29 protein-coding genes are annotated in these 21,502 nt (G+C 46.4%); 18 read left to right on the top strand and 11 right to left on the bottom strand.

The annotated features are described in order from the left end of the window. Nucleotides 1–46: 46 nt before the first annotated feature. Together xerD and FD967_RS01500 are read right to left on the bottom strand one after the other, a co-directional pair. Nucleotides 47–973, bottom strand: a complete 927-nt coding sequence (gene xerD / locus FD967_RS01505; RefSeq protein ID WP_215326327.1) for a site-specific tyrosine recombinase XerD — start codon at nt 971–973, stop codon at nt 47–49. Further along, nucleotides 966–1,451 (bottom strand): YajQ family cyclic di-GMP-binding protein, encoded by a 486-nt coding sequence (locus FD967_RS01500; RefSeq protein ID WP_215326326.1) that lies wholly within the window; start codon nt 1,449–1,451, stop codon nt 966–968. Before FD967_RS01500 ends, xerD begins: the two co-directional genes overlap by 8 nt. 117 nt (nt 1,452–1,568) lie before the next feature. Here FD967_RS01500 and murB point away from each other — a divergent pair, with 117 nt between their 5' ends. Then, nucleotides 1,569–2,609, top strand: a complete 1,041-nt coding sequence (gene murB, locus FD967_RS01495) for a UDP-N-acetylmuramate dehydrogenase (protein ID WP_215326325.1) — start codon at nt 1,569–1,571, stop codon at nt 2,607–2,609. Nucleotides 2,610–2,611: 2 nt separating this feature from the next. On the opposite strand, the gene xseA is transcribed toward murB, so the two are convergent. Beyond that, nucleotides 2,612–3,826, bottom strand: coding sequence for an exodeoxyribonuclease VII large subunit (gene xseA, locus FD967_RS01490; protein WP_215326324.1), 1,215 nt, complete (start codon nt 3,824–3,826; stop codon nt 2,612–2,614). A 314-nt stretch (nt 3,827–4,140) separates the two neighbouring features. Between xseA and FD967_RS01485 the strand changes: the two genes are divergently transcribed. From FD967_RS01485 to FD967_RS01450, 8 genes are all read left to right on the top strand, one after another. Continuing rightward, on the top strand, nt 4,141–4,767 hold the full coding sequence (locus FD967_RS01485) for a MotA/TolQ/ExbB proton channel family protein (protein WP_215326323.1): 627 nt from the start codon (nt 4,141–4,143) through the stop codon (nt 4,765–4,767). After that, entirely contained in the window at nt 4,764–5,210 is a 447-nt protein-coding gene (locus tag FD967_RS01480) for a biopolymer transporter ExbD (protein ID WP_215326322.1), read from the top strand. The genes FD967_RS01485 and FD967_RS01480 overlap by 4 nt, the downstream gene beginning before the upstream one ends. A 41-nt stretch (nt 5,211–5,251) precedes the next feature. Next, nucleotides 5,252–6,343 (top strand): tetraacyldisaccharide 4'-kinase, encoded by a 1,092-nt coding sequence (gene lpxK / locus FD967_RS01475; protein ID WP_215326321.1) that lies wholly within the window; start codon nt 5,252–5,254, stop codon nt 6,341–6,343. An 18-nt stretch (nt 6,344–6,361) separates the two neighbouring features. Further along, on the top strand, nt 6,362–6,541 hold the full coding sequence (locus tag FD967_RS01470) for a Trm112 family protein (protein WP_215326320.1): 180 nt from the start codon (nt 6,362–6,364) through the stop codon (nt 6,539–6,541). A 25-nt stretch (nt 6,542–6,566) separates the two neighbouring features. Next, on the top strand, nt 6,567–7,331 hold the full coding sequence (kdsB, locus tag FD967_RS01465; protein ID WP_215326318.1) for a 3-deoxy-manno-octulosonate cytidylyltransferase: 765 nt from the start codon (nt 6,567–6,569) through the stop codon (nt 7,329–7,331). A 103-nt stretch (nt 7,332–7,434) separates the two neighbouring features. Then, nucleotides 7,435–8,100: an adenylate kinase gene (adk, locus tag FD967_RS01460; protein WP_215326317.1), complete on the top strand. Its 666-nt coding sequence runs from the start codon at nt 7,435–7,437 to the stop codon at nt 8,098–8,100. Between the two features lie 101 nt (nt 8,101–8,201). Continuing rightward, nucleotides 8,202–8,585, top strand: a complete 384-nt coding sequence (locus FD967_RS01455; RefSeq protein ID WP_215326316.1) for a type II toxin-antitoxin system RelE/ParE family toxin — start codon at nt 8,202–8,204, stop codon at nt 8,583–8,585. Further along, on the top strand, nt 8,578–8,895 hold the full coding sequence (locus tag FD967_RS01450; protein ID WP_215326315.1) for a DNA-binding transcriptional regulator: 318 nt from the start codon (nt 8,578–8,580) through the stop codon (nt 8,893–8,895). Before FD967_RS01455 ends, FD967_RS01450 begins: the two co-directional genes overlap by 8 nt. A gap of 5 nt (nt 8,896–8,900) precedes the next feature. Here the strand turns inward: FD967_RS01450 and nrdR are convergent, their stop codons facing one another. Both nrdR and glyA read right to left on the bottom strand, forming a co-directional pair. Continuing rightward, a complete protein-coding gene (nrdR, locus tag FD967_RS01445) occupies nt 8,901–9,347 on the bottom strand; it encodes a transcriptional regulator NrdR (RefSeq protein ID WP_015420459.1) in 447 nt (148 codons plus the stop codon). A 41-nt stretch (nt 9,348–9,388) separates the two neighbouring features. Then, the gene (gene glyA, locus FD967_RS01440; protein WP_215326314.1) at nt 9,389–10,633 is read right to left on the bottom strand and encodes a serine hydroxymethyltransferase; all 1,245 of its coding nucleotides are present in this window, start codon (nt 10,631–10,633) and stop codon (nt 9,389–9,391) included. Between the two features lie 76 nt (nt 10,634–10,709). Between glyA and tolQ the strand changes: the two genes are divergently transcribed. The 7 genes from tolQ to queC all read left to right on the top strand — a co-directional run bounded on the left by tolQ (nt 10,710) and on the right by queC (nt 16,055). Further along, complete coding sequence (tolQ, locus tag FD967_RS01435; protein WP_215326313.1) at nt 10,710–11,366, top strand: protein TolQ; 657 nt, start codon at nt 10,710–10,712, stop codon at nt 11,364–11,366. Between the two features lie 2 nt (nt 11,367–11,368). Beyond that, complete coding sequence (locus FD967_RS01430; RefSeq protein ID WP_015420456.1) at nt 11,369–11,788, top strand: ExbD/TolR family protein; 420 nt, start codon at nt 11,369–11,371, stop codon at nt 11,786–11,788. Between the two features lie 19 nt (nt 11,789–11,807). Then, nucleotides 11,808–12,617: a cell envelope integrity protein TolA gene (gene tolA / locus FD967_RS01425; RefSeq protein WP_215326312.1), complete on the top strand. Its 810-nt coding sequence runs from the start codon at nt 11,808–11,810 to the stop codon at nt 12,615–12,617. A 3-nt stretch (nt 12,618–12,620) separates the two neighbouring features. Further along, entirely contained in the window at nt 12,621–13,928 is a 1,308-nt protein-coding gene (tolB, locus tag FD967_RS01420) for a Tol-Pal system beta propeller repeat protein TolB (RefSeq protein ID WP_215326311.1), read from the top strand. A 125-nt stretch (nt 13,929–14,053) separates the two neighbouring features. Next, a complete protein-coding gene (gene pal / locus FD967_RS01415; RefSeq protein WP_215326309.1) occupies nt 14,054–14,554 on the top strand; it encodes a peptidoglycan-associated lipoprotein Pal in 501 nt (166 codons plus the stop codon). Next, a complete protein-coding gene (gene ybgF, locus FD967_RS01410) occupies nt 14,554–15,285 on the top strand; it encodes a tol-pal system protein YbgF (protein ID WP_215326308.1) in 732 nt (243 codons plus the stop codon). Before pal ends, ybgF begins: the two co-directional genes overlap by 1 nt. A gap of 29 nt (nt 15,286–15,314) precedes the next feature. Continuing rightward, complete coding sequence (queC, locus tag FD967_RS01405) at nt 15,315–16,055, top strand: 7-cyano-7-deazaguanine synthase QueC (RefSeq protein WP_215326307.1); 741 nt, start codon at nt 15,315–15,317, stop codon at nt 16,053–16,055. 1 nt (nt 16,056) lies between these two features. Here queC and FD967_RS01400 read toward each other — a convergent pair whose 3' ends face one another. Genes FD967_RS01400 through FD967_RS01375 form a run of 6 tightly spaced genes read right to left on the bottom strand, consistent with a single transcriptional unit; the run spans nt 16,057 to nt 19,680 of the window. Then, nucleotides 16,057–16,689 carry a riboflavin synthase gene (locus tag FD967_RS01400; RefSeq protein WP_215326306.1) on the bottom strand — a complete coding sequence of 211 codons (633 nt, stop codon included), beginning with the start codon at nt 16,687–16,689 and terminating at the stop codon, nt 16,057–16,059. A gap of 55 nt (nt 16,690–16,744) precedes the next feature. After that, nucleotides 16,745–17,860: a bifunctional diaminohydroxyphosphoribosylaminopyrimidine deaminase/5-amino-6-(5-phosphoribosylamino)uracil reductase RibD gene (gene ribD, locus FD967_RS01395; RefSeq protein WP_215326305.1), complete on the bottom strand. Its 1,116-nt coding sequence runs from the start codon at nt 17,858–17,860 to the stop codon at nt 16,745–16,747. A 47-nt stretch (nt 17,861–17,907) separates the two neighbouring features. Next, a complete protein-coding gene (locus FD967_RS01390) occupies nt 17,908–18,456 on the bottom strand; it encodes a GspH/FimT family protein (RefSeq protein WP_251369063.1) in 549 nt (182 codons plus the stop codon). Continuing rightward, the gene (locus FD967_RS01385) at nt 18,449–18,778 is read right to left on the bottom strand and encodes a hypothetical protein (RefSeq protein WP_215326304.1); all 330 of its coding nucleotides are present in this window, start codon (nt 18,776–18,778) and stop codon (nt 18,449–18,451) included. The genes FD967_RS01390 and FD967_RS01385 overlap by 8 nt, the downstream gene beginning before the upstream one ends. 7 nt (nt 18,779–18,785) lie before the next feature. Beyond that, nucleotides 18,786–19,412, bottom strand: coding sequence for a hypothetical protein (locus FD967_RS01380; protein ID WP_371819304.1), 627 nt, complete (start codon nt 19,410–19,412; stop codon nt 18,786–18,788). Continuing rightward, the gene (locus tag FD967_RS01375; protein ID WP_215326302.1) at nt 19,342–19,680 is read right to left on the bottom strand and encodes a hypothetical protein; all 339 of its coding nucleotides are present in this window, start codon (nt 19,678–19,680) and stop codon (nt 19,342–19,344) included. The genes FD967_RS01380 and FD967_RS01375 overlap by 71 nt, the downstream gene beginning before the upstream one ends. A 143-nt stretch (nt 19,681–19,823) precedes the next feature. On the opposite strand from FD967_RS01375, the gene ribBA reads away from it, so the two are divergent. Both ribBA and ribH read left to right on the top strand, forming a co-directional pair. Beyond that, nucleotides 19,824–20,963, top strand: a complete 1,140-nt coding sequence (gene ribBA / locus FD967_RS01370) for a bifunctional 3,4-dihydroxy-2-butanone-4-phosphate synthase/GTP cyclohydrolase II (RefSeq protein ID WP_215326301.1) — start codon at nt 19,824–19,826, stop codon at nt 20,961–20,963. A gap of 18 nt (nt 20,964–20,981) precedes the next feature. Next, a complete protein-coding gene (gene ribH, locus FD967_RS01365; RefSeq protein ID WP_215326300.1) occupies nt 20,982–21,497 on the top strand; it encodes a 6,7-dimethyl-8-ribityllumazine synthase in 516 nt (171 codons plus the stop codon). The last annotated feature ends 5 nt before the right edge of the window (nt 21,498–21,502 follow it).

Below are 21,502 nucleotides of genomic sequence, written 5' to 3'. Positions count from 1 at the left end.
TTAATCACTTATTACCTGATTGAAAGTAGTTGAGACCAATATGCTCTCAACTACCCCTAGGATGATGTTGCTGATGGATCGATTTAAGACGCTCTCTAGCCACATGGGTATAAATCTGAGTGGTCGAGATATCAGCATGACCCAAGAGGAGTTGTACCACCCTTAAATCTGCTCCGTGGTTCAGTAAGTGGGTAGCAAATGCATGGCGTAGTGTGTGCGGAGATAAGGCAACAGGGATATTGGCAATTATGGCGTAACGCTTAATGAGCGCCCAGAAAGCTTGACGGGTTAATCCGGTTCCCGTGTGGCGTCCAACAAATACCGCATCCGAAGTCTTGCCTTCAAGTAATAGCGTTCTGGCATCAGCAAGATAACGGCGTAACCACTGACCTGCCTCGCCACCAAATGGCACTAATCGCTCTTTACCACCCTTACCATTCACTACCCGAATAACACCTTCGTTTAATCCTAGGGCAACCGTCTTTAAAGAAACGATTTCAGAGACCCGTAAGCCGCTGGCATACATTAACTCCAACATAGTGCGGTCACGCAATCCAAGTGCAGTCTCCACATCGGGGGCATTAAGCAAAGCAGTGACCTGATCTTCACTTAATGTTTTAGGGAAACGCAATGCTTGCTTTGCAGCACGTAAACCAATGCAAGGATCATTTCTAACTAAGTTCATGCGCAGAGCATGGCGATAAAAGCGCTTAAATACCGTCAGCCGACGATTAGCCGTAGTTGCCTTATCAGCCCGCCGATGTGCAATATAGGCAGTAAGATCTTTTTCAGTAACACTGTAGAGATCAGCGCCTGAATTTTGTTTCAGCCACTGAGCCAAGAGCAATAGATCTTGGCGATAGGCAGACAAACTGTTTTGTGCCAATCCATCTTCCAGCCAACAAGCATCGCAGAAGCGCTCAATCGCCCCTTGGCTTGCCGGGTGGATTGCTGGCACAACTACATTAGTCACGGAAGTTGTTAAAGCCTAATGGAGCCTCGCTGACCTCTTTCTTGAGCATAGCCATAGTCTCTTGCAAATCATCGCGCTTAGTACCCGTTACACGCACTGCATCACCCTGAATACTGGCCTGCACTTTGATCTTGCTGTCTTTGATGATGCGTACTACTTTTTTAGCCAACTCTGCAGTAATCCCTTTTTGGATTTTCATGGTTTGCTTACGCTTATCACTACCAATAGTCTCTTTTTTATCATCTTTGAGATAACGCACGTCTACATTGCGTTTTGCCATCTTGCCGTAAAGCACATCGCGAACTTGGCCCAATTTAAAGTCGTCATCACCAAACAAGATCAAAGTCTCATCCTTTTGCTCTACTCGGCTATCAGAGCCTTTAAAGTCAAAACGATTGGTAATCTCTTTATTGGATTGCTCGATTGCGTTTTTCAACTCAATCATGTCAGGCTCACACACTACGTCAAATGAGGGCATCTCAAACTCCTTAAATAATCTGGGTAATCAATTCTGCAAATTCAATCATTGCATTGTTAATTTTCAAGTTTTTTCATAAATTAAGAACAGAAACTCGAACACGAATAAGATTGTGGCATGAACTCCGCGAAAAATGCGCCCAATCCAGCAAAATTGACCCGCAATCTGGGACTCAAGCACCGGAATAGCTTCGGTCTGGATTCCACAGCAGAATTAGCCTACGAGATCACATCCGCAGATCAGCTACCAATCCTAATGAAAGAGCTTGATGATAAAAAGCTGATATGGCGTGTATTAGGCGGTGGAAGCAATGTGATTCTTCCAGCCTCTTTACCTGGAGCAACTCTACTCATCAATATCCTGGGTCAAGAAATCATTCGCACGGATGAAGAAAACTCCTGGCTCTCGGTAGGCGCTGGTGTTAATTGGCATAAATTCGTTTCCTGGACCCTAGAAAATAATCTCCCAGGATTTGAGAACCTCGCACTCATCCCCGGAACCGTTGGAGCCGCGCCCATTCAAAACATTGGGGCTTACGGCGTTGAAGTCGAGGAATACATCGACAGCATCGAAGCATTTGATTCTGCGGCCCATGCCTTTGTCACTCTCCCAAATGAAGCATGTCGATTTGCCTATCGCGATAGCTACTTCAAACAAAATCCCAATCGATTGATCGTGACAAAGGTCGTTTTTAAAATCCCCAAGTCTTGGCAAGCACGATTGCAATACGCCGATCTGGCAAAGCAATTTACTGAGTCAAACTCCAACCCAAGTGCAAAGCAAATTTTTGATGCGGTGTGCACTATCCGATCTAAGAAATTGCCAGACCCTGTAGTAATTGGTAATGCCGGAAGCTTCTTTCAGAATCCGATTGTTGGCAACCAACAATATGAGCAATTAATTAAAGAATTTCCGAATCTCGTGTCTTACCCGGATGCCACCGGAACACGAAAGCTAGCGGCCGGATGGTTAATTGATCAATGCGGCTTTAAGGGCAAGCGGATTGGTCCTGTAGGTGTTTATGAAAAACAAGCGCTAGTCCTGGTCAATCATGGCGGCGGGACATCAACAGATATCCTGGGTTTAGCAAAAAATATTCAAGCAGAAGTAATGGGTAAATTCGGAGTGCAGCTTGAGATTGAGCCAAATATTCTGTAGCTTTACTTCTGTGCCCCAACCCTCGCAAATTCAACCTCTACCTGGCCTTCAGCTAAGCGCACCTGAAACGCATTCTCTGTATTAAGCTCATTCGTATTCCGTACTGCATGCATTGCTTGGTCATCCTTACTCAGAATGACTGCATAACCCCGCTCTAGAGTTCTTTGCGGGTTCAACATTTCAAGCTGAGACTGAAAGTGGCCTTGATCACGCTTCCAATTTTCAACCCTCACCAGCCATGCTTGGTTCAGTCGTTTTTGCCAGCCACTAATTTGCTCACGCATGCGATCGGGGTTAGGTAGAGTATGACTAAGACGTAAGGCCAATTGATCCAAGGTTTGTGCTTCACGCTCGACTCGCTGACTCACTCTTTGCAACAATGCTTGCATGATGGCATCTAACTCTTGCAGCATTTGATCACGGCGTGGCGCTGCTAATTCTGCCGCGCCCGTAGGAGTCGGTGCACGCAAGTCAGCAACAAAGTCTGCGATCGTGACATCAGTTTCATGACCAACCCCACTCACGATTGGGATGGGAGACTGTGCGATTGCGTAAGCCAACTGCTCATCATTAAATGCCCAGAGGTCTTCAATGCTGCCACCGCCCCGCACCAGCAAAATCACATCGACTGCATTTTCTTTTTCAGCAGCCTTTAGTGCGGAAATAATTCCAGCTGGCGCATCTGGCCCTTGAACCAAAGTTGGGTAAATCACAATCGGTATGTGCGGCGCTCTTCTGGCAAGCGTACTTAAGACATCTTTTAGGGCCGCTGCTTGGAGCGAGGTAACAATACCAATTGCTCTCGGATGACTTGGAATGGGGTGCTTATTCTCAGCATCGAATAAACCTTCTTTGGCGAGCTTCGCCTTCAGCTTCAAAAAGGCTTCGTAAAGACCACCCATGCCAGCACGGCGCATGCTTTGTACCGTCAACTGAATGTCCCCACGAGGAACATAAAACCCGAGGTTGGCGGCCACCTCTACCAAATCCCCCGATTGAGGCATAAATCCGACTTGTCCATTGCGGCCGCGGAACATTACGCAACGGATCTGCCCTTCCTCATCCTTAAGGGAAAAGTACCAATGCCCACTGTCATAGGCCTTGAAATTAGAAATCTCACCGCTCACCCAAACGGTATCGAAGCGCTCCTCTAAAGAGCTTGCAATGGCGCGGTTTAGATCGCCAACACTGAGGATTTCCCTTGATATTTCCGACATTTTTTCTCTTTTTTCACACTAGCATCAGGTCCAACGGTCAATAAATATCCACAGAAGCCTATTCACCCTTGGTCCAGGCTCTATAAGTAAGTAATTACTGACCCAAAACGTCTCATAAAACCAACAAGCAATCTCTATCCCATTGATTTATATCATTAATTATTAAGCTCTATCTTAGACTGAATTCAAGATATTAGGATGCCATCACCATCAATCAAGGACTTACAACACATTTTCAAAAAAGTTTTGCACAGAGTTATCCACAGCTTACCTTTGTGAAAACCCATTTTTAATTCAGCTAAAGTACTGAGCTTATGTACTCAATCTTACTGTCTGCTGGCTGGCCTATCTGGCCCCTTCTGATCATCTCTATTATCGGGCTGGCCATCATCATTGAGCGTGCCTGGTATTTGAGGCAAATTCATGTATTTCCCAAAAACAGCCTAGAAACAGTATTTGGCCTAGCCAATGCCATTTCCAAACAAAAAACAGTCTCAGAAACCGAAATTAGCGATATCGACCAACTTTCTCCTGCAGGCAGCCTATTCGCCTGCATCCTTCGTGAAAAAGCTTCTGGCAACTCTGCAGACTCCGCCTTAGAAGAATTACAAGCTAGCGCTCAATCCACTTGGTTAAAGCTGGAGCGCTATCTTGGCATCTTAGCCACCATTGCGACCGCTGCCCCCCTCTTAGGGCTCTTTGGAACCGTTGTCGGCATGATTGAAATTTTTGGCAGCCAGGGCATCGGCAGTCCTCAACAGCTAGCGCATGGCATCTCTATTGCCCTGTACAACACCGCTTTTGGTTTGCTAATTGCCATTCCCGCTTTAGCTGCATGGCGCGGTCTGCGTGCAATGGCAAATCAACGCCAACATGAGTGCGAAGAATTTACTCGTCAATTATTTAAAAAACTCTATCCACATTCTGCGGATACAAAATGAGTTGGCTAGAAAATAAGCTTCAGCATCGAGGTCAATTTTCATTAGGAATGCGCTCATCTCCGGTGGAGCCTGAGATCAATCTCATTCCTTTTATTGATGTGTTGTTAGTGGTGCTGATCTTTCTGATGATCTCCACTACATTTACCCGCTACCAAGAGTTAGCCATCACCCTACCTACTGCTAATGGCTCGGCAAGCCAGGCGGAGGTGAAACAAATTCATATTGCAGTCAGTCGCGATGGGCGCTTTGCCATCAATGGCAAAGTGACTGACCGCAGCCAACTGAGTAATAGCCTCAATGCGCTTAACAAAGACAATGTCATCCAGGTCAACATCGATGCGGATGCCAAAGCGCCCCACCAAGCGGTTATGAGCGCCTTAGAGGCAGCGCGTGATGCCAACCTATCCAATATCGCATTTAGCAGTCAAACTACGAAGAAGTAATCCAACACACTAGCAATATTGAGCTCAACTAGTCGCCTTTAATGTCATCGCCAAAAAAATCTTCTTTCTTTAATAAGGCTCCCCAATTTTGGGAAAGACGCGGACCAACAAGTCTGGTGCTTTGGCCTTTATCTAAGATTTACGGTTGGATAAACCAAGCCTTAGATTTGGCAAATGATCTGAACTTAGGTAGACGTAAACCAGCGCCAGTGCCGATCATTATTGTTGGCAATATCCGGGTAGGCGGCACCGGTAAAACTCCCATCGTCATTGCATTAGCTGAGCAACTGGCAAGTATGGGCTGGAAGCCCGGAATTATTAGTAGAGGTTATGGTGCCACCGCATCAAGCGCGCCTCGCCAAGTAAATAGCGATTCCAGTCCTGCAGACGTTGGCGATGAACCCGTCTTAATTGCTCAGCGCACAGATAACCAGTTTCCGATTTGGGTTCACCCCAAACGAACCCTCAGTATTCAGTATTTACTAAAACAAGATCCCTCGGTGAACGTTATCATCAGTGACGATGGCTTACAGCATCGAAGTCTGCTGCGCTGGCCCGCTCGCGAGGGCGGTCGTGATATTGAATTTGTAGTACGTGATCAACGTGGTGAAGGAAATGGCTTCCTTCTACCTGCCGGGCCCTTACGTGAACCTGCATCACGCGAACGAGATGCCACTTTAATAACTGGGACTATCACGCCATCCAATCACATTAATGAATATTTTTTAGGGCGACGTGCTTTCACATTGAGTAGTCAGCTGGGCACTCCCTATCAACTAAATCATCCAAGCAATACACAATCGTTACCCACTATTGCCGCTACTTATCTTCCAAGCAAAATTACTGCTGTGGCGGCAATCGGTAATCCACAATGCTTTTTTGATGACTTACTAAAACAGGGGATTGCAGGTAAATGTATTGGTTTAGCTGATCATGCTAGCTACACCCCAAAATTTTTCTCCGACATTCATGCTGAATGCATCCTCATTACCGAAAAGGATGCCGTAAAATGCACCTCAATACAGGATGAACGAATTTGGGTGGTGCCGATGAGTTTAGAGCTTACAAACACATTGGCAGAATGGCTGCAATCGATTTTGCAAAGACCTGATCCAAATCAATACACTTTATAAAGATAGCAAGGATCAAATATGGACAAGCGCTTATTAGAGATTTTGGTCTGCCCTTTGTGCAAAAGTACTTTGCATTTGGATGCAGAAAAACATGAGCTCATCTGCAAAGCAGACCGCTTAGCCTATCCCATTCGCAATGACATTCCTGTCATGCTGGTGGATGAAGCTCGCAGTCTTTCTACTGATGAAATCAATTAAGTCTTGATCTAGCGCAAGCAACCTAATGAGTAACAACACCTCCAAGTCTCTTGAGTTTTTAGTGGTTATTCCTGCAAGGCTGGGATCTACTCGCCTGCCCCGTAAGCCGCTAGCTGATATTGGTGGTAAGCCGATGGTCATTCGTGTAGCGGAGCGTGCACAACAATCCAATGCACAAAGTGTCGTAGTGGCAACTGACTCCCCGGAAATCCAAGCCGCCTGTGATGAACATCGTATCGAGTGCTTATTAACTAGCGCAGATCATCCAACTGGTACAGACCGCATTGCGGAAGTAGCTCAACTATTAAAACTACCAGCAGATACTTTGATTGTGAATGTACAAGGTGATGAGCCTCTGATTCCACCAGAGCTGATCAATCAGGTTGCCCAAACTTTGGCCAACAATGCCGCATGCGCAATTTCAACTGTGGCAGTGCCCATTGTTGATGCCACAGAAATTACTAACCCCAATGTAGTCAAAGTAGTCCTCAATCGCTCTAATGAGGCGCTCTACTTCTCGAGAGCCACTATTCCGTTTGTGCGAGATCCTGACTTTGAGCAAGCAGTCACTCATTTACGTCATTTGGGCATCTATGCCTACCGCGCCGACTTTTTGGAGGCCTATACCCGCCTTGATCCGGCGCCACCGGAGCAAGCTGAAGCTCTAGAGCAGCTCCGCGCCCTGTGGAATGGCTACCGTATTGCAGTCTATAAAGCCAAAGAAGCCCCACCAGCTGGGGTTGATACAGCCGAAGACCTCGAACGAGTACGCCGCATCTTAGCCAGCTAGCCCAGAATCTGTTTATTAGACGGTTCTCGGGGATAATCCTAGGAATTGATAACAAAGGATCCCGAAAAAATACGGGACAATGAGGGCTTCTAAGGGGGAAACAATGCGCTTAATTCTGCTCGGTGCACCAGGTGCTGGCAAAGGAACACAAGCTCAGTTCATTTGCGAAAAATTTGCCATTCCACAAATCTCGACAGGGGACATGCTGCGTGCTGCCGTTAAAGCAGGAACTGAACTAGGTGTTGCTGCTAAAAAAATTATGGATGCCGGCGGCCTTGTTTCCGATGACATCATCATTGGCCTTGTAAAAGATCGCTTAACTCAACCCGATTGCAGCAAGGGTTACTTGTTTGATGGCTTCCCAAGAACGATTCCCCAAGCGCAAGCCATGAAAGATGCTGGCGTTCCTATCGATTACGTTTTAGAAATCGATGTACCGTTTAATGCCATCATCGATCGTATGAGCGGTCGTCGCGTTCATCCCGCGTCAGGACGTACTTATCACGTCACTTTCAACCCACCAAAAGTGGAAGGCAAAGATGATGTCACTGGTGAAGCTTTGATTCAGCGCGATGATGACAAAGAAGAAACTGTTCGCAAGCGCTTGCAGGTCTACAACGATCAGACTCGTCCGTTAGTGGAGTACTACTCCACTTGGGCAACGCAAAGTAATGCTACTGACAAAATAAAGGCCCCCGCCTATCGCAAGGTCAGTGGCACTGGTAACGTTGATGACATTACTGCTTCTATTTTTGCAGAATTGAAATAATTAACATAATCACCGATTAAAGGGGCTGCTTACGCAGCCCCTTTTTCTTTGTCGGGAAAAGGGGTATTATTTAACTAACGTACTTAGTGGTATAGTTTTTTATGACAGAAAAACGTGCCTTCAAAACAAAAAATTTTAATAAGTGGATGAGAAAAACTGACTTAAAAGATCAAGATCTACTCGTCGCAGTTGCGGAAATGGAGGCTGGCCTCGTTGGGGTCGATCTTGGTGGGAACGTGTTTAAGAAAAGAATTGCATTACCAGGCGCAGGCAAAAGAGCTGGTGCCAGGACATTGGTTGCAAGCAAGTCTTCCAAGAAGTGGTTTTTTCTTTATGGATTTGCAAAGAATGAGAAAGATAATATTAATGATGATGAATTAGTTCATTTACAAGGCGCAGCAAATAGACTGATGAATCTGACTGATCAAGATATCGAGAAAGTAATCCTCATAGGGGAACTAAAGGAGTTAACAAATAATGCTTAATAAAACAAAGAGCCGAATTATTGAGGAGATGACGAATACCGTTAAAGGCCTCCATAAGGCAGGCGTCATTACCAAAAAAAGTATGGATGAATTTGAAGCCCTGCGCAATCTGGAAGTAAAACCCATGACGGCGAAGCGCATCAAACAGCTACGCAGCAAAAGCCAGCTGAGTCAGGCTGTTTTTGCCTTAGCAATTAACACTAGTCTATCTACCATTCAAAAATGGGAGGCTGGTGATAAAAGGCCTAGCGGAACATCTTTAAAACTCTTATCTTTAATTGAAAGAAAAGGGTTGGAGGTTATTCTGTAAAGGAATTACTTCAACTCTTTCAGCGCACTCTCAAAAGATTCGATATCTGCAAAGCTTCTATAGACAGAAGCAAAGCGGATGTAAGCCACTTTATCTAGACGCTTGAGTTCACGCATCACCAACTCACCTACGCGCTCACTTGGAATTTCTTTTTCACCTAAGCTGAGTAACTTCTCTTCAATGCGAGCAATTGATTCATCAACTGAGTCAGATGAAACTGGGCGCTTACGCAATGCCAGCTTGACTGAGCTGACTAACTTATCATGACTGTATTCAACACGACTACCGTTCTTCTTAACAATTGCCGGTAATACAAGCTCTACACGCTCATAAGTCGTAAATCGTTTGTCGCATTTGGCACAACGGCGGCGGCGGCGAATAGTATCGCCTTCATCGGATACCCGAGTGTCTAATACCTGGGTATCGTCGTTATGGCAGAAAGGGCAGCGCAATGTAGTTCTTCTTTATGTTTTAGTTTGGTCAGTTATTTGTATTAGCCGTAAACCGGGAAACGCTTGGTCAACTCGGCTACCTGTGTACGAACCTTGGCAATATTGTCAGCATCATTCGGATTATCTAGAACGTCTGCAATGAAATTACCTACTTGACGTGCTTCAGCCTCCTTAAAGCCGCGCGTGGTCATTGCTGGTGAGCCTAAACGAATACCGCTAGTGACCATTGGTTTTTCTGGATCATTCGGAATGCCGTTCTTATTGCAAGTAATGTGTGCTTCGCCCAAGACACGCTCAGCTTCTTTACCAGTCATCTTCTTAGCACGCAAATCCACCAACATCACATGAGAATCTGTACCGCCAGAAACAATACGCAGACCACGTGAGATCAAAGTCTCAGCCAAGGCCTTTGCGTTAGCAATCACTTGTTTTTGATAATGAATAAAGCCAGGCTCTTGCGCCTCTTTAAAAGCTGTCGCCTTAGCTGCAATCACATGCATTAATGGGCCACCTTGTAGACCAGGGAATACTGCAGAATTAATTGCTTTCTCGTGCTCAGCCTTCATCAAGATGATGCCGCCGCGAGGGCCGCGCAAACTCTTGTGTGTTGTGGAGGTAACGATGTCAGCATGCGGTACTGGATTGGGATATACGCCAGCGGCAATCAAACCAGAGTAATGCGCCATGTCCACCATAAAAATGGCGCCGACTTCTTTAGCCAACTTACCAATGCGCTCCCAATCGATCACGAGAGAGTAGGCAGATGCACCAGCAATAATCAATTTAGGTTTGTGCTCACGAGCTAAACGCTCCATTTGTTCGTAATCAATCGCTTCGTTTTTATCGAGACCATAAGAAATCGGGTTAAACCACTTGCCACTCATATTCAAAGCCATACCATGGGTTAAGTGACCGCCTTCAGCCAAACTCATTCCCATAAAGGTGTCGCCCGGTTTCAGGAAAGCCAAAAATACCGCTTGGTTTGCAGATGCGCCGCAATGGGGCTGAACGTTCGCCGCTTCAGCACCATACAAAGCCTTCACTCGATCAATCGCCAACTTCTCAGCCACGTCGACAAACTCACAACCGCCGTAATAACGCTTGCCTGGGTAGCCTTCAGCGTACTTATTGGTGAGCTGAGAGCCCTGCGCCTGCATCACCGCTGGAGAGGCGTAGTTCTCAGAAGCAATCAGTTCAATATGGTCTTCCTGACGCTGATTTTCATTCTGAATCGATGCCCATAATTCTGGGTCGGTTTTGGCTAATGTATTTTGGCGGTCAAACATGGTCATAATCCTGATGAAGTTGTATTGCTGAGTGAATTAACTTAGTAAAATCAACCTACATCATACAAAATCCACCATGACACCTACTCAAGATCTCTCATTTCTCTCTCTCGTCCTGAATGCCAGCCTATTAGTCCAGTTAGTAATGTTGTTATTACTGGGCATGTCAGTAGCCTCTTGGACCATCATTTTTAAGAAAACTGCCATTCTGCGGGGCGTGAGGCAAGATACCGAGCGTTTTGAACGGGATTTTTGGTCTGGCGGCGACCTTAATACCCTTTTAGGTGCCGCTCAGCGCAATACTCGTAGCGACGCAGTTTTAGAGCACATCTTTGAGGCTGGTATGCAGGAGTTCATGAAAGTTCGTGAAATCGACGCTGCCCGCCGTGCCATGAAAGCCACCTACCAACGTGAAATGGACATGTTAGAAGCCAACTTACCCTTCTTGGCGTCTGTAGGCTCAGTCTCGCCTTATATTGGCCTCTTTGGGACTGTTTGGGGGATCATGCACGCCTTCCGCGGTCTTGCGAACGTACAAAACGCGACCTTGGCGGCAGTTGCCCCAGGTATTGCTGAAGCACTCGTGGCCACTGCTATTGGTCTGTTTGCTGCTATTCCTGCAGTAGTTGCTTACAACCGCGCTGCGACCGATGTGGATCGCTTGGCAATTCGTTTTGAAACCTTCATCGAAGAGTTCACTAACATCTTGCAACGTCAAGCTTCAGGCAAATAAGCATGGCCGGCTCACTCCGAAAATCTTCTAAACGTCGGGCAATGGCCGACATCAATGTGGTTCCCTATATTGATGTGATGTTGGTATTGCTGGTCATCTTTATGGTGACCGCGCCAATGGTCAATCCTGGCGTTGTTAATTTACCAACAGTAGGTGGTGCAAAAGTGCAATCTTTACCACCCGTCTTTTTAACGATCGATGCCAATGAAAATGTCATCGTGCGTAAGGATGGTGATCCAGTTCAAACCTTAAATAAATTTGAACTCGGTGCATTTGCAAGATCACAAGCAGAAAAATCTGCTGAGCAACCTGTTGTTCTCGCTGCAGACAAATCCATTAAATATGAAGTCGTGATGGAAGTGATGTCTAAGCTTAAAGAGAATGGCGTGAAACGTGTCGGCCTTGCTGTGAAGAGCCAATAAGCCTCCTTGTATTGAATACATGAATAGCGCGCAAACAGTTCATTCAAGCCCATTAAACTTTAAACGAGGGCGCCCTACTAAAAACGAGAGTACTAAACGTGCTTTTAGTTTTTCATTAGCTGTGCACTTAGGCCTATTAGCCTTCTTAGTCATCGGCATTAGCTGGAATAACTCAACCCCTTCAGGAGTTGAAGTTGAACTTTGGGATGCCAGTCAACAAGTCCAAACGCCAGTCGTTCCTGAAATCAAAACCGAGATGAAAGAAGAGGCAGCGGACATCGCCATTAAGAAAAAGAAGGTCGAACAAGAGCCTCCTAAAAAAGAAGTTGTGAAAGAAATACCTAAACAGGTAAAGACCCCTCCACCCAAGGAGAAGGAAAAAGAGCAGCCTAAAAAGCCTGAAGCACCGAAAGCTGCTGCACCTGCAGAAACTAAAGCCAATGCTGCCGCTGAAAAAGTTCGCGCAGATCAATTGGCGCGCTTACGTGCAGCGGCTGGCGCTGAAGGCGGGAGCGGTGGAACTAGCGGTAGCGGTGTTGGTGGCGGTGGTAATGCGCCCCCTGGCTGGACTGATAAGGTAGTGAAGAAAGTAAAACCGCTCATCGTGTTTAATCCAGAATCTATCAGCGGCAACCCTGCAGCAGTTGTTAAAGTGAATCTTGCGCCCGATGGTGCAATCTTAGGCACCGATCTCGTGAGCTCCAGCGGTAATACCGGCTGGGATCGCGCAGTTCTCCTCGCACTGACTCGCGCAGAAAGCCTGCCGAAGGACGACAATGGAAAAATTCCTCAAAGAGAAGTTAAGCTGACCTTTAAACCCAAGGACTAAAGCATGTTGCAAGTTGCTCAAAAGTATTTTTCATCAGTGGTGTCAGTATTCCTAGCGGTGCTATCAATGGCAGGCCTGAGTTCTTCAGCGCTAGCTCAAATGAATATTGAGATTACTGGCGTTGGACAGTCTCTCTATCCAATCGCCGTGATGCGCTTTAAGGATGAGGGCAAGCTCCCAACTAGTTTGACCGATATCATTCGTCAAGACTTAGCACGCAGCGGTTATTTTAAAAATACCGAGAACGGTAATGCCAGCGAAAGTGACGAGGGCACACCGAACTACAAATCTTGGGCAGCTCGCGGTGCAGATGCTTTAGCTGTAGGCTCCGTGGTGCAGACTGGCACAGGTCAGTTTGAAATCCGCTATAAGCTATCTGATATTCGTAAATCCGAAAGCCTTGGCGGCTTGAGTATTAATTCCAGTGCAGATAATTTACGTGCAGCAGCTCACAAAATTGCTGACGACATCATCTTCAAACTATTGGGTGAGCGCGGTATTTTCTCAACCCGCCTTTCTTACGTTATTAAAGAAGGTAAACGCTATCGTTTAGTGATCTCTGATGCGGATGGTCAAAATATTCGTAATGCCATGAATAGCGGTGAGCCAATCATCTCTCCATCGTGGTCTCCTGATGGCAAGAAAGTAGCCTACGTTTCTTTTGAAGATCGTAAGCCGGTCATCTATGTTCACGAACTGGCTACTGGTCGCCGCATTGCCCTCTCAAACCAAAAGGGAAATAATAGTGCGCCCGCCTGGTCACCCGATGGCAAAAAGCTAGCGATCTCCCTCTCAAAAGACGGCAACACCCAGATCTACAGCATTAATGCGGATGGAACAGGCTTGCAGCGCCTTACTCGTGGCTACACCATTGATACCGAACCTCAATATTCAACCGATGGTCGTTACATCTACTTCACGAGTGATCGTGGTGGCAATCCACAGATTTATCGCATGAGCGCCGAGGGCGAACAAGCTGAAGGTGCAAAGCGAATCACTTACAAACAGGGTTTTGTAACTTCGCCACGCATTTCACCGGATGGTAAGTATTTAGCCTATATCGCCAATATTGGTGGCGCCTTCCGCCTCTATATCCTCAATCTGGCAACGGGCGATGCCCAAGCGCTAACCGATGGAACTAGCGATGAGTCCCCATCCTTTGCGGCAAACGGTCGCTATGTCCTCTATTCCACCAAAGTCGGTGGCAAAAGGGTCTTAGCTGCGGTATCAGTTGACGGAAACTCGAAGCAAGTACTGAGCATTCCAGGATCTGACGTACGTCAGCCATCTTGGGGACCATTTATGGACTGAGCCTAACTAGGCCATAGTTCGACAGCCAGATCTTTCTAGCGAAATAGTCAATATTGGGCTCTTAGGGGCATAATATTGACTATTAGCTTATTTAGTTACTCAGTTTGTAGGAAAAAGGACAAATCATGAAGATTTCTATAGCACGCCGTGCCGCAACCCTCACCCTTGTTGGTGTAACAGCCTTATTTTTGGCAGCTTGTTCTAGCGTCAAACTAGACGATGTTGATGGTGCTAATGGTGGCGGCAGCGGAAACTTTGGCTCACAGCCATGGAATGATCCAAGTAGCCCGCTCTTTCAGCGTAGCGTGTACTTTGATTTAAATGAGTACACCGTTCAAACTAAATATCAAAAACAACTTTCTGCTCATGCCAGCTTCTTAAAAGCCAATCCAAAGCAAAAGATCATCATTCAAGGTAACACCGATGAACGCGGTACAGCAGAATACAACTTGGCTTTAGGTCAACGTCGTTCAGATGCAGTACGTAAATCACTCAATTTGATGGGTGTTTCTGAAAATCAAATGGAAGCAGTGAGCTTTGGTAAAGAAAAACCAAAAGCTGAAGGTGATAACGAAGCAGCATGGGCAGAAAATCGCCGTGCTGACATTGTTTACATTACAAACTAATGTCGAAGGTCTCACACTCTTTTAAACAAACGCTCTCACGAGCGTTTTGTTTAAGTACAGCAGTTCTTTGCTTAAGCGCCTCGAACAATGCATGGGCGCTCTTTGCCGATGATGATGCACGCAAAGCCATCTTAGATTTACGAAAATCATTTGCGACTGCACAAATGGATTTACAAAATCAGATTGAAAAACTCAAGGCTGATAATGCAGAGCTTCGCGGCAAGATTGAAAATCTTGAAAAGCAAGGTGACGATATCAGCACCAGTCAGAAGACTTACTATCAAGACCTTGATAGCCGCTTGGGTAATTTTGAGCCACGCACAGGCACGATTGAGGGTGTTAGCGGCACGGTTCAGCCTGGCGAGAAGAAAGCTTACGACGATGCCTTAAAAGCCTTCCAGTCAGGTAATCTCAAAAAGGCAGACGAGGGCTTCTCAGCCTTTGCGAATCGCTATCCTAAGAGCCCATACTTGCCGCTGGCACTCTTTTGGAGTGGTAATAGCAAATACGCAAATAAGGATTACACCGGTGCGATTGCGCAGCTACAAAGCCTCATTAAGCGCTACCCAACACATCCCCGCATTCCATCAAGCATGTTGACGCTCGGTAATGCGCAATTGGAGAGCGGTAATAAAGCAGCTGCCAAGAAAACCTTTAGCGAGATCATCAGCAAGTACCCAGATACTGAGTCAGCAAAAGACGCGCAGCAACTCATCGCCGCCACGAAGTAATTCAGTCATTCAGGCTTCAATACTTTTCCATGTCTAAGCTATCTGCTGCTTTTCAAAGTATTGCTCCTCGCAAGCCGAATGCGCCTGCTGTTATTTTATTTTCTGGCGGATTGGATTCCAGCACAATTTTGGCATTGGCAAAAGATCTTGGTTACGCGCCCTATGTGTTGTCAGTTGGTTATGGTCAACGCCACTCTTCTGAATTAGCCGCAGCAAAACACATTGCTAAGAAAATGGGTGTCGTGCGTCATGAGGTGGTGAATTTAGATCTCACGCGTTTTGGCGGCTCAGCCCTGACTGACTCATCGATCGATATCCCCATTACCCCAGGCAAAGATCTAGAAATCCCCGTTACTTATGTTCCTGCTCGTAATACGATCTTGCTATCACTTGCTTTAGGCTGGGCTGAATCATTAGGTGGATTGGATATTTTTTATGGCGCCAATGCCGTTGACTACTCAGGCTACCCTGACTGCCGCCCGGAATATGTCGCCTCATTTGAAACGATGGCGAACTTGGCCACCAAGGCTGGTATTGAGGCGATCAATAATGAGAGTCGCTTTCGGGTTCATGCACCCATCATTAGTATGAGCAAAGCAGAAATTATTCAACTAGGCACTACTTTGGGTGTCGACTACTCACAAACCGTTTCTTGCTATCAAGCCAATGATTTAGGTGAAGCTTGTGGTGAGTGTGAATCTTGCCGCCTACGACAGGTAGGCTTTAAGCAAGCTAACTTAAGCGACCCAACACGGTATCAAAAAAAGTAATTCAGATTTTTACTTCAGTATTACTCTGGGTTTCTAGCATTCGCGCTACATAACGCGCAATTAAATCCACCTCTAGATTCACTGCATCACCCTGTTTTAGCTTACCCAAGGTCGTGTTCTCCAGCGTATGGGGAATGATATTGATATCCACTAAGCAAGCGTCTTGACTATCTTGCGTTTTATTGACCGTTAACGAAACGCCATTAACAACAATCGATCCCTTGTATGCCAAGAATGGAGCTAATGCCTTGGGGGCTTCAATTTGGAGAAGCCAAGAGCCATAGGCATCGTTAGCGACAGTTGCAAAGTGCGCCACCTTACCAACACCGTCCACATGCCCACTCACCAAATGACCACCTAAGCGATCATTTAATCGCAAAGCTTTTTCTAGGTTAACTGACCCTATCTTATCCAGGCCAATCGTCTTATTCAAAGACTCACGCGAGATGTCTAAGGCAAAAGTAGTATCAGTCAATTCAGTGGCCGTCATACAAGCACCCTGAATCGCAATGCTGTCACCCAAAGCAACATCATCGAGATATCCAGGGGGCACTTCAACTACCAAGTGCAGGCCGTCGCCTTTATCTTGAGCACTCTTGATTTGGCCAACTGCAGTAATAATTCCAGTAAACATAGTGTGATCTTAAATAGGGGTTTTATAATTTTTATGAATCATTATTTCTTATTGATTATTTCTTGCTCAGGCGTAAACGAAGATCGGGGCCAAACAGAGTGTGATCGATGATTTGCCAATCTTGACGTTGATCTAGCGCAGTTAGCGGGGTGATATTAGCCATCCCAATGCCATCACCCATAAAGAAGGGTGCGTAATAGAGCAAGAGCTCATCAACACAACCCTCTCTCAGCAGAGATCCATTGAGCTTAAATCCAGCCTCGATATGGATTTCATTCATGTGGCGCTCTTTTGCTAAATAGGCAAATAGTTTTGGTAAATCCACCTTACCATTAGCGTTAGCCATTGCAAGGACTTCAACACCAAGAGCCTCAAATGCTTTTGCCTTGTCTTGAGTCTCCTGAGAATCCAATGAGGCGCAAACCAAAATGACACCGGATGATTGGGGCTTACTCAATACCTTAGCGCTCAGTGGTGTCTCAAGCTTAGAGTCCACAATAATTCTCCAGGGCTGACGCTCAGTTTTGACATCCCGCACATCAAGGCTTGGGTCATCTTCTTTAACCGTGCCGACACCTGTCAATATGGCGCAAGCTTGAGCGCGCCAGTGATGACCGTCTGCCCTGGCTAAAGGACCAGTAATCCATTTACTTTGGCCATCTGGTAAAGCTGTCTTGCCGTCTAAGCTGGCAGCAATCTTCATCCGAACCCAAGGCAAGCCTCGAGTCATCCTAGAAATAAATCCCCGGTTTAATACTTGAGCCTCGGATTCTAATAAACCGCAGCGCACATCAATGCCAGCAGCCTTTAGTCGCTCAAGACCTTTACCACCAACCAAGGGATTGGGATCGGACATTGCCACAATCACCATAGCTGGCTTGGCTGCAATTAAGGCATCGACACAAGGCGGCGTTCTACCGGTGTGGTTACAGGGCTCTAAGGTGACATAGATTGCTGATCCAGTAGGATCCAATCCCTTTGACTTCACTTCAGCTAAGGCCTGAACTTCCGCATGGGGTCCACCTACTCTTTGGGTATGTCCACGCCCAATCACTTCTCTATCTTTCACAATGATGCATCCCACCCGGGGGTTGGGGTTGGATAGATAAAGGGCATTTTGAGCCTCGGCTAATGCCTGACTCATAAATTGATGGTCGACTGCGGTGTACATGGGTCTATTAAAACCGATTGTGGGCAGAAGCAGCAAATTTACCCATCCTACTTGCAGGCTTTGGGGTCCTTAATCGGATCACAAATTCTCCAGCGACCCCCACTGCCGAGTATGAGGTGCCGCTCAAGCCCAGAATCTCTATCGTGACCTAATATCAGACGGTTCGCCACAAACCCGCCTTGGGCTGTTTTGGCAGCACCAGCAGCATTAAACAAAATACCTCTCTTGGATGTATGGGGGTCAATAAACTGCTGACCCCCACCCTTGAAATACACCTGCGCAAGATCGCCTTGGGAAATCCACGTCCGCTCAATACAAGTTGATTTTGGCTGGCGTTTATCACAAACATTTTTAACCACCCAACCCTCTTCCCAAAGACCTCCATTGAATGGAGTGATGCGTACAGGCGCGCCCAATAGAAATGCTTGAGCTCTAGCAAATTGAGCATGCGCAATAAAGCGTCTAGCAATAATGTCAATTTCTCGAGCGGCCATTTGCTCATGCAATAAAGGTAGTGTCGAAATTGCAATGATGGCGATGATCAGCACAACAGCCATCAACTCTAACAAGCTATAACCTTGATCTTGCTTACTCAAAGTTCTGCCGCCAGTTTAGTCGTGTAGCGATATTCGTTTTTTCATCCAAGAAGATGAGAGCTTCTAAGCTAGGTTTTGATTTGCTTGATATCAACCAAAGATTTTTTCCAGCAGACTGTATATGGCAACCAGGATTTGCTAAGACGGTAATATTAGAAAGATGTTGCTCACATTCAATGAGAGCATTTTCTGCAGCAATAAATCCCTTCTGAGCTTCTACATAAGTATTGACGCTCATGACTTCAAGTGCAGTTAAGCGCTCTAACTGAATGACCATCATAGAGAGTAGAGTGAGTAGCGATAAGACCCAAGCAAGAATCATAGTAGATTCACAGTAGATTGCGAGTGGCAAATGTTCGCTCAAACCTCTGGTGGATTGATGCACCATCAGTCATCTCCAGCTTGACCTTAAAAACCTTGCCCGCACTCACTGGAAGCGCTTCAAAAGAAAGATGGTGAATGCCATTCATTAAGGTTGTGTTTTGGATACGCCCCTGGCGATCAAGTGATTGGCAGATTAAGGACCCTCCATTGACCTTGACACCTTTGGGTGCAGATGCTTGCTGATCCACTAAAAATCCTTGGTGTGCTAAATTATTTTTAGTGCGCTCTTTTGACAAAGCATTACCAATGCAATCAAAGTCCAGCCCTTGAGAAATCTCCTGTTTCACCATCAGCGAATCTGATCCTCGATACCCGCTATTTTTCTGAATCTGGATGTAATTACTCGAAGAAGCATTTTTTCCTATCAATGCAATCGCTGAATGAGCATTCTGATAACCAGCCATCCGAATAGCGCGCCCGATTAATTCCAGGGCACGATCTGCTTCTGCGGTAAGTGACTGTGATTTTTCATACTGAATTTGCTTGACGATGAACTCACCGCTATTTTTTATGAGTGGCGCGACCAAGGCCAGGGATAGGGCGAGACCAACGAGACATTCCAAGAGATTCATCCGCTAACTTTCGTGAAATTTGGTTTGAGTTCTTTAATTGCGCAGCGTTCAATGTGCTGAGCTCATGCCTATCCATCTCTTTTTTGAGCTCCACCCTTTTCTCCTGCAGATGACCTAATCGCAAAATCACCCCCTGGTAGGTATTACTCAAGCCCATCCAGCTGCTTACTACTAGACTCATTGCCACCAAAACCTCTAATAGGATGAATCCATTGGCCTTGGCATTTGATTTCAGGGGGAGTTTGGATTTTTGAATGAGGAAGAGCACAGCTCATTTTCTCGAGACTAGAACTGCAAAAATAGGCTTTTCATGGGTGCTCACTGTCAGAAAAACTGGATATTGCTTCAATATTGGCTGCAGGTTCCTAGGCTGAAGCCCGAAACCCCCTCCTCAGCTTAAAATAGAGGGCTATGCAAAATAACCTCGCCTCCACAGAAGAAATCGTTGCCGAGCTCAAAGCCGGGAAGATGGTCATTCTGGTCGATGAAGAAGATCGCGAGAATGAAGGTGACTTAGTGCTTGCTGCCGATCATGTCACTCCAGAGGCTGTTAATTTCATGGCCAAACATGGTCGCGGCTTAATTTGTCTTACTTTGACACGTGAGCGCTGCCAACAAATTAATCTGCCTTTAATGGTGAGGGATAACGGCACCTCCATGGGCACCAATTTCACTGTTTCGATTGAGGCTGCTAGTGGTGTTACTACTGGTATCTCAGCAGCAGATCGCGCCCACACTATCAAGGCGGCAGTTGCCGCAAATGCTAAGCCCAATGATCTCGTTCAGCCAGGACATATTTTTCCTTTGATGGCGCAACCCGGTGGTGTGTTAATCCGCTCTGGTCATACGGAGGCTGGATGTGATTTGGCCGCCATGGCTGGTTGCTCACCTACCGCTGTCATTTGCGAGATTATGAAAGATGATGGCAGTATGGCGCGACTGCCAGACTTGCTCGAGTTTGCAAAAGAACATCAATTAAAAATTGGTAGCATTGCCGACCTCATCAAATACCGCAGCCAACATGAAAGCATTGTGGTGCGCGAGGGTGAGCGCGAGTTCAACACACCCTGGGGCAAGTTTCAGGGAATCATCTACCGTGATACACCAAGCTCGTGTATGCATTTAGCACTAGTGCATGGCAAGCCATCAGAAGGTGAAGAAACACTAGTCCGCGTTCATGAGCCCGTCACAGTACTGGATTTCTTGGACTCGAATGTCAGCACGCACTCCTGGCCTTTGGCTCAAGCTTTACAAAAGTTAGCAGCGGCACCTTGTGGCGTGGCAGTTCTGTTGAATGCTTCTGGCGTTGCAGCCCCTGGTGATGCAGACTGGTTGGCTCAGTTTCATAAATTGAATAGTACCCATGCTGAAGCAGCAAAAAAGCCATTGGCACGCAAAACTGATTTCCGCAGCTATGGCATCGGCGCGCAAATCCTCAAGGATATCGGCGTTGGCAAAATGCGTTTACTCGCCAACCCTATTCCAGTGCCCAGCCTCTCCGGATACAAGCTTGAAGTTACCGGCTATACCCCATTTGAATCTAATCAATAAGCACTATCAGAAAATCATATGAATACATCCAGTGACGAATCCGTAGTAGGCGTTCTCGCCAGCGACCTCAATGGGCAAGATCTGCGCGTAGGCATTGTGCAGGCGCGCTTCAATGAAGATCATTGTGTCGCCCTGACTACCGCTTGCATTGAAGAGTTGATCAAGCTGGGTGTGTCGCAATCTGATATCAAATTAGTCACCGTCCCAGGTGCACTTGAGATTCCTTTCGCACTACAAAAACTTGCTGAAACAGGCGAGTTCGATGGCTTGGTTGCGCTAGGCGCCATCATCCGTGGCGAGACTTATCACTTTGAACTCGTGTCGAATGAATCTGGTGCTGGTATTACCCGGATTTGCCTTGAGTCCGGCTTGCCGATCGCCAACGGTGTTCTCACATGCGAGACGGATGAGCAAGCAAAGGTTCGTGTTCAGGTAAAAGGTGCAGACTGTGCAAGAGCAGTTGTTGAAATGGCCAACCTAGCTTTAGCCCTTACTCCCGACATTGATTTTGAAATCAATTCTTCAGAAGAGTAATTTAC

The organism is Polynucleobacter sp. JS-Mosq-20-D10 (genome assembly GCF_018687755.1).
Lineage (GTDB): Bacteria > Pseudomonadota > Gammaproteobacteria > Burkholderiales > Burkholderiaceae > Polynucleobacter.
Note: the sequence above shows the minus strand (reverse complement) of the source record. Positions and strands in the feature narration are given on the sequence as shown.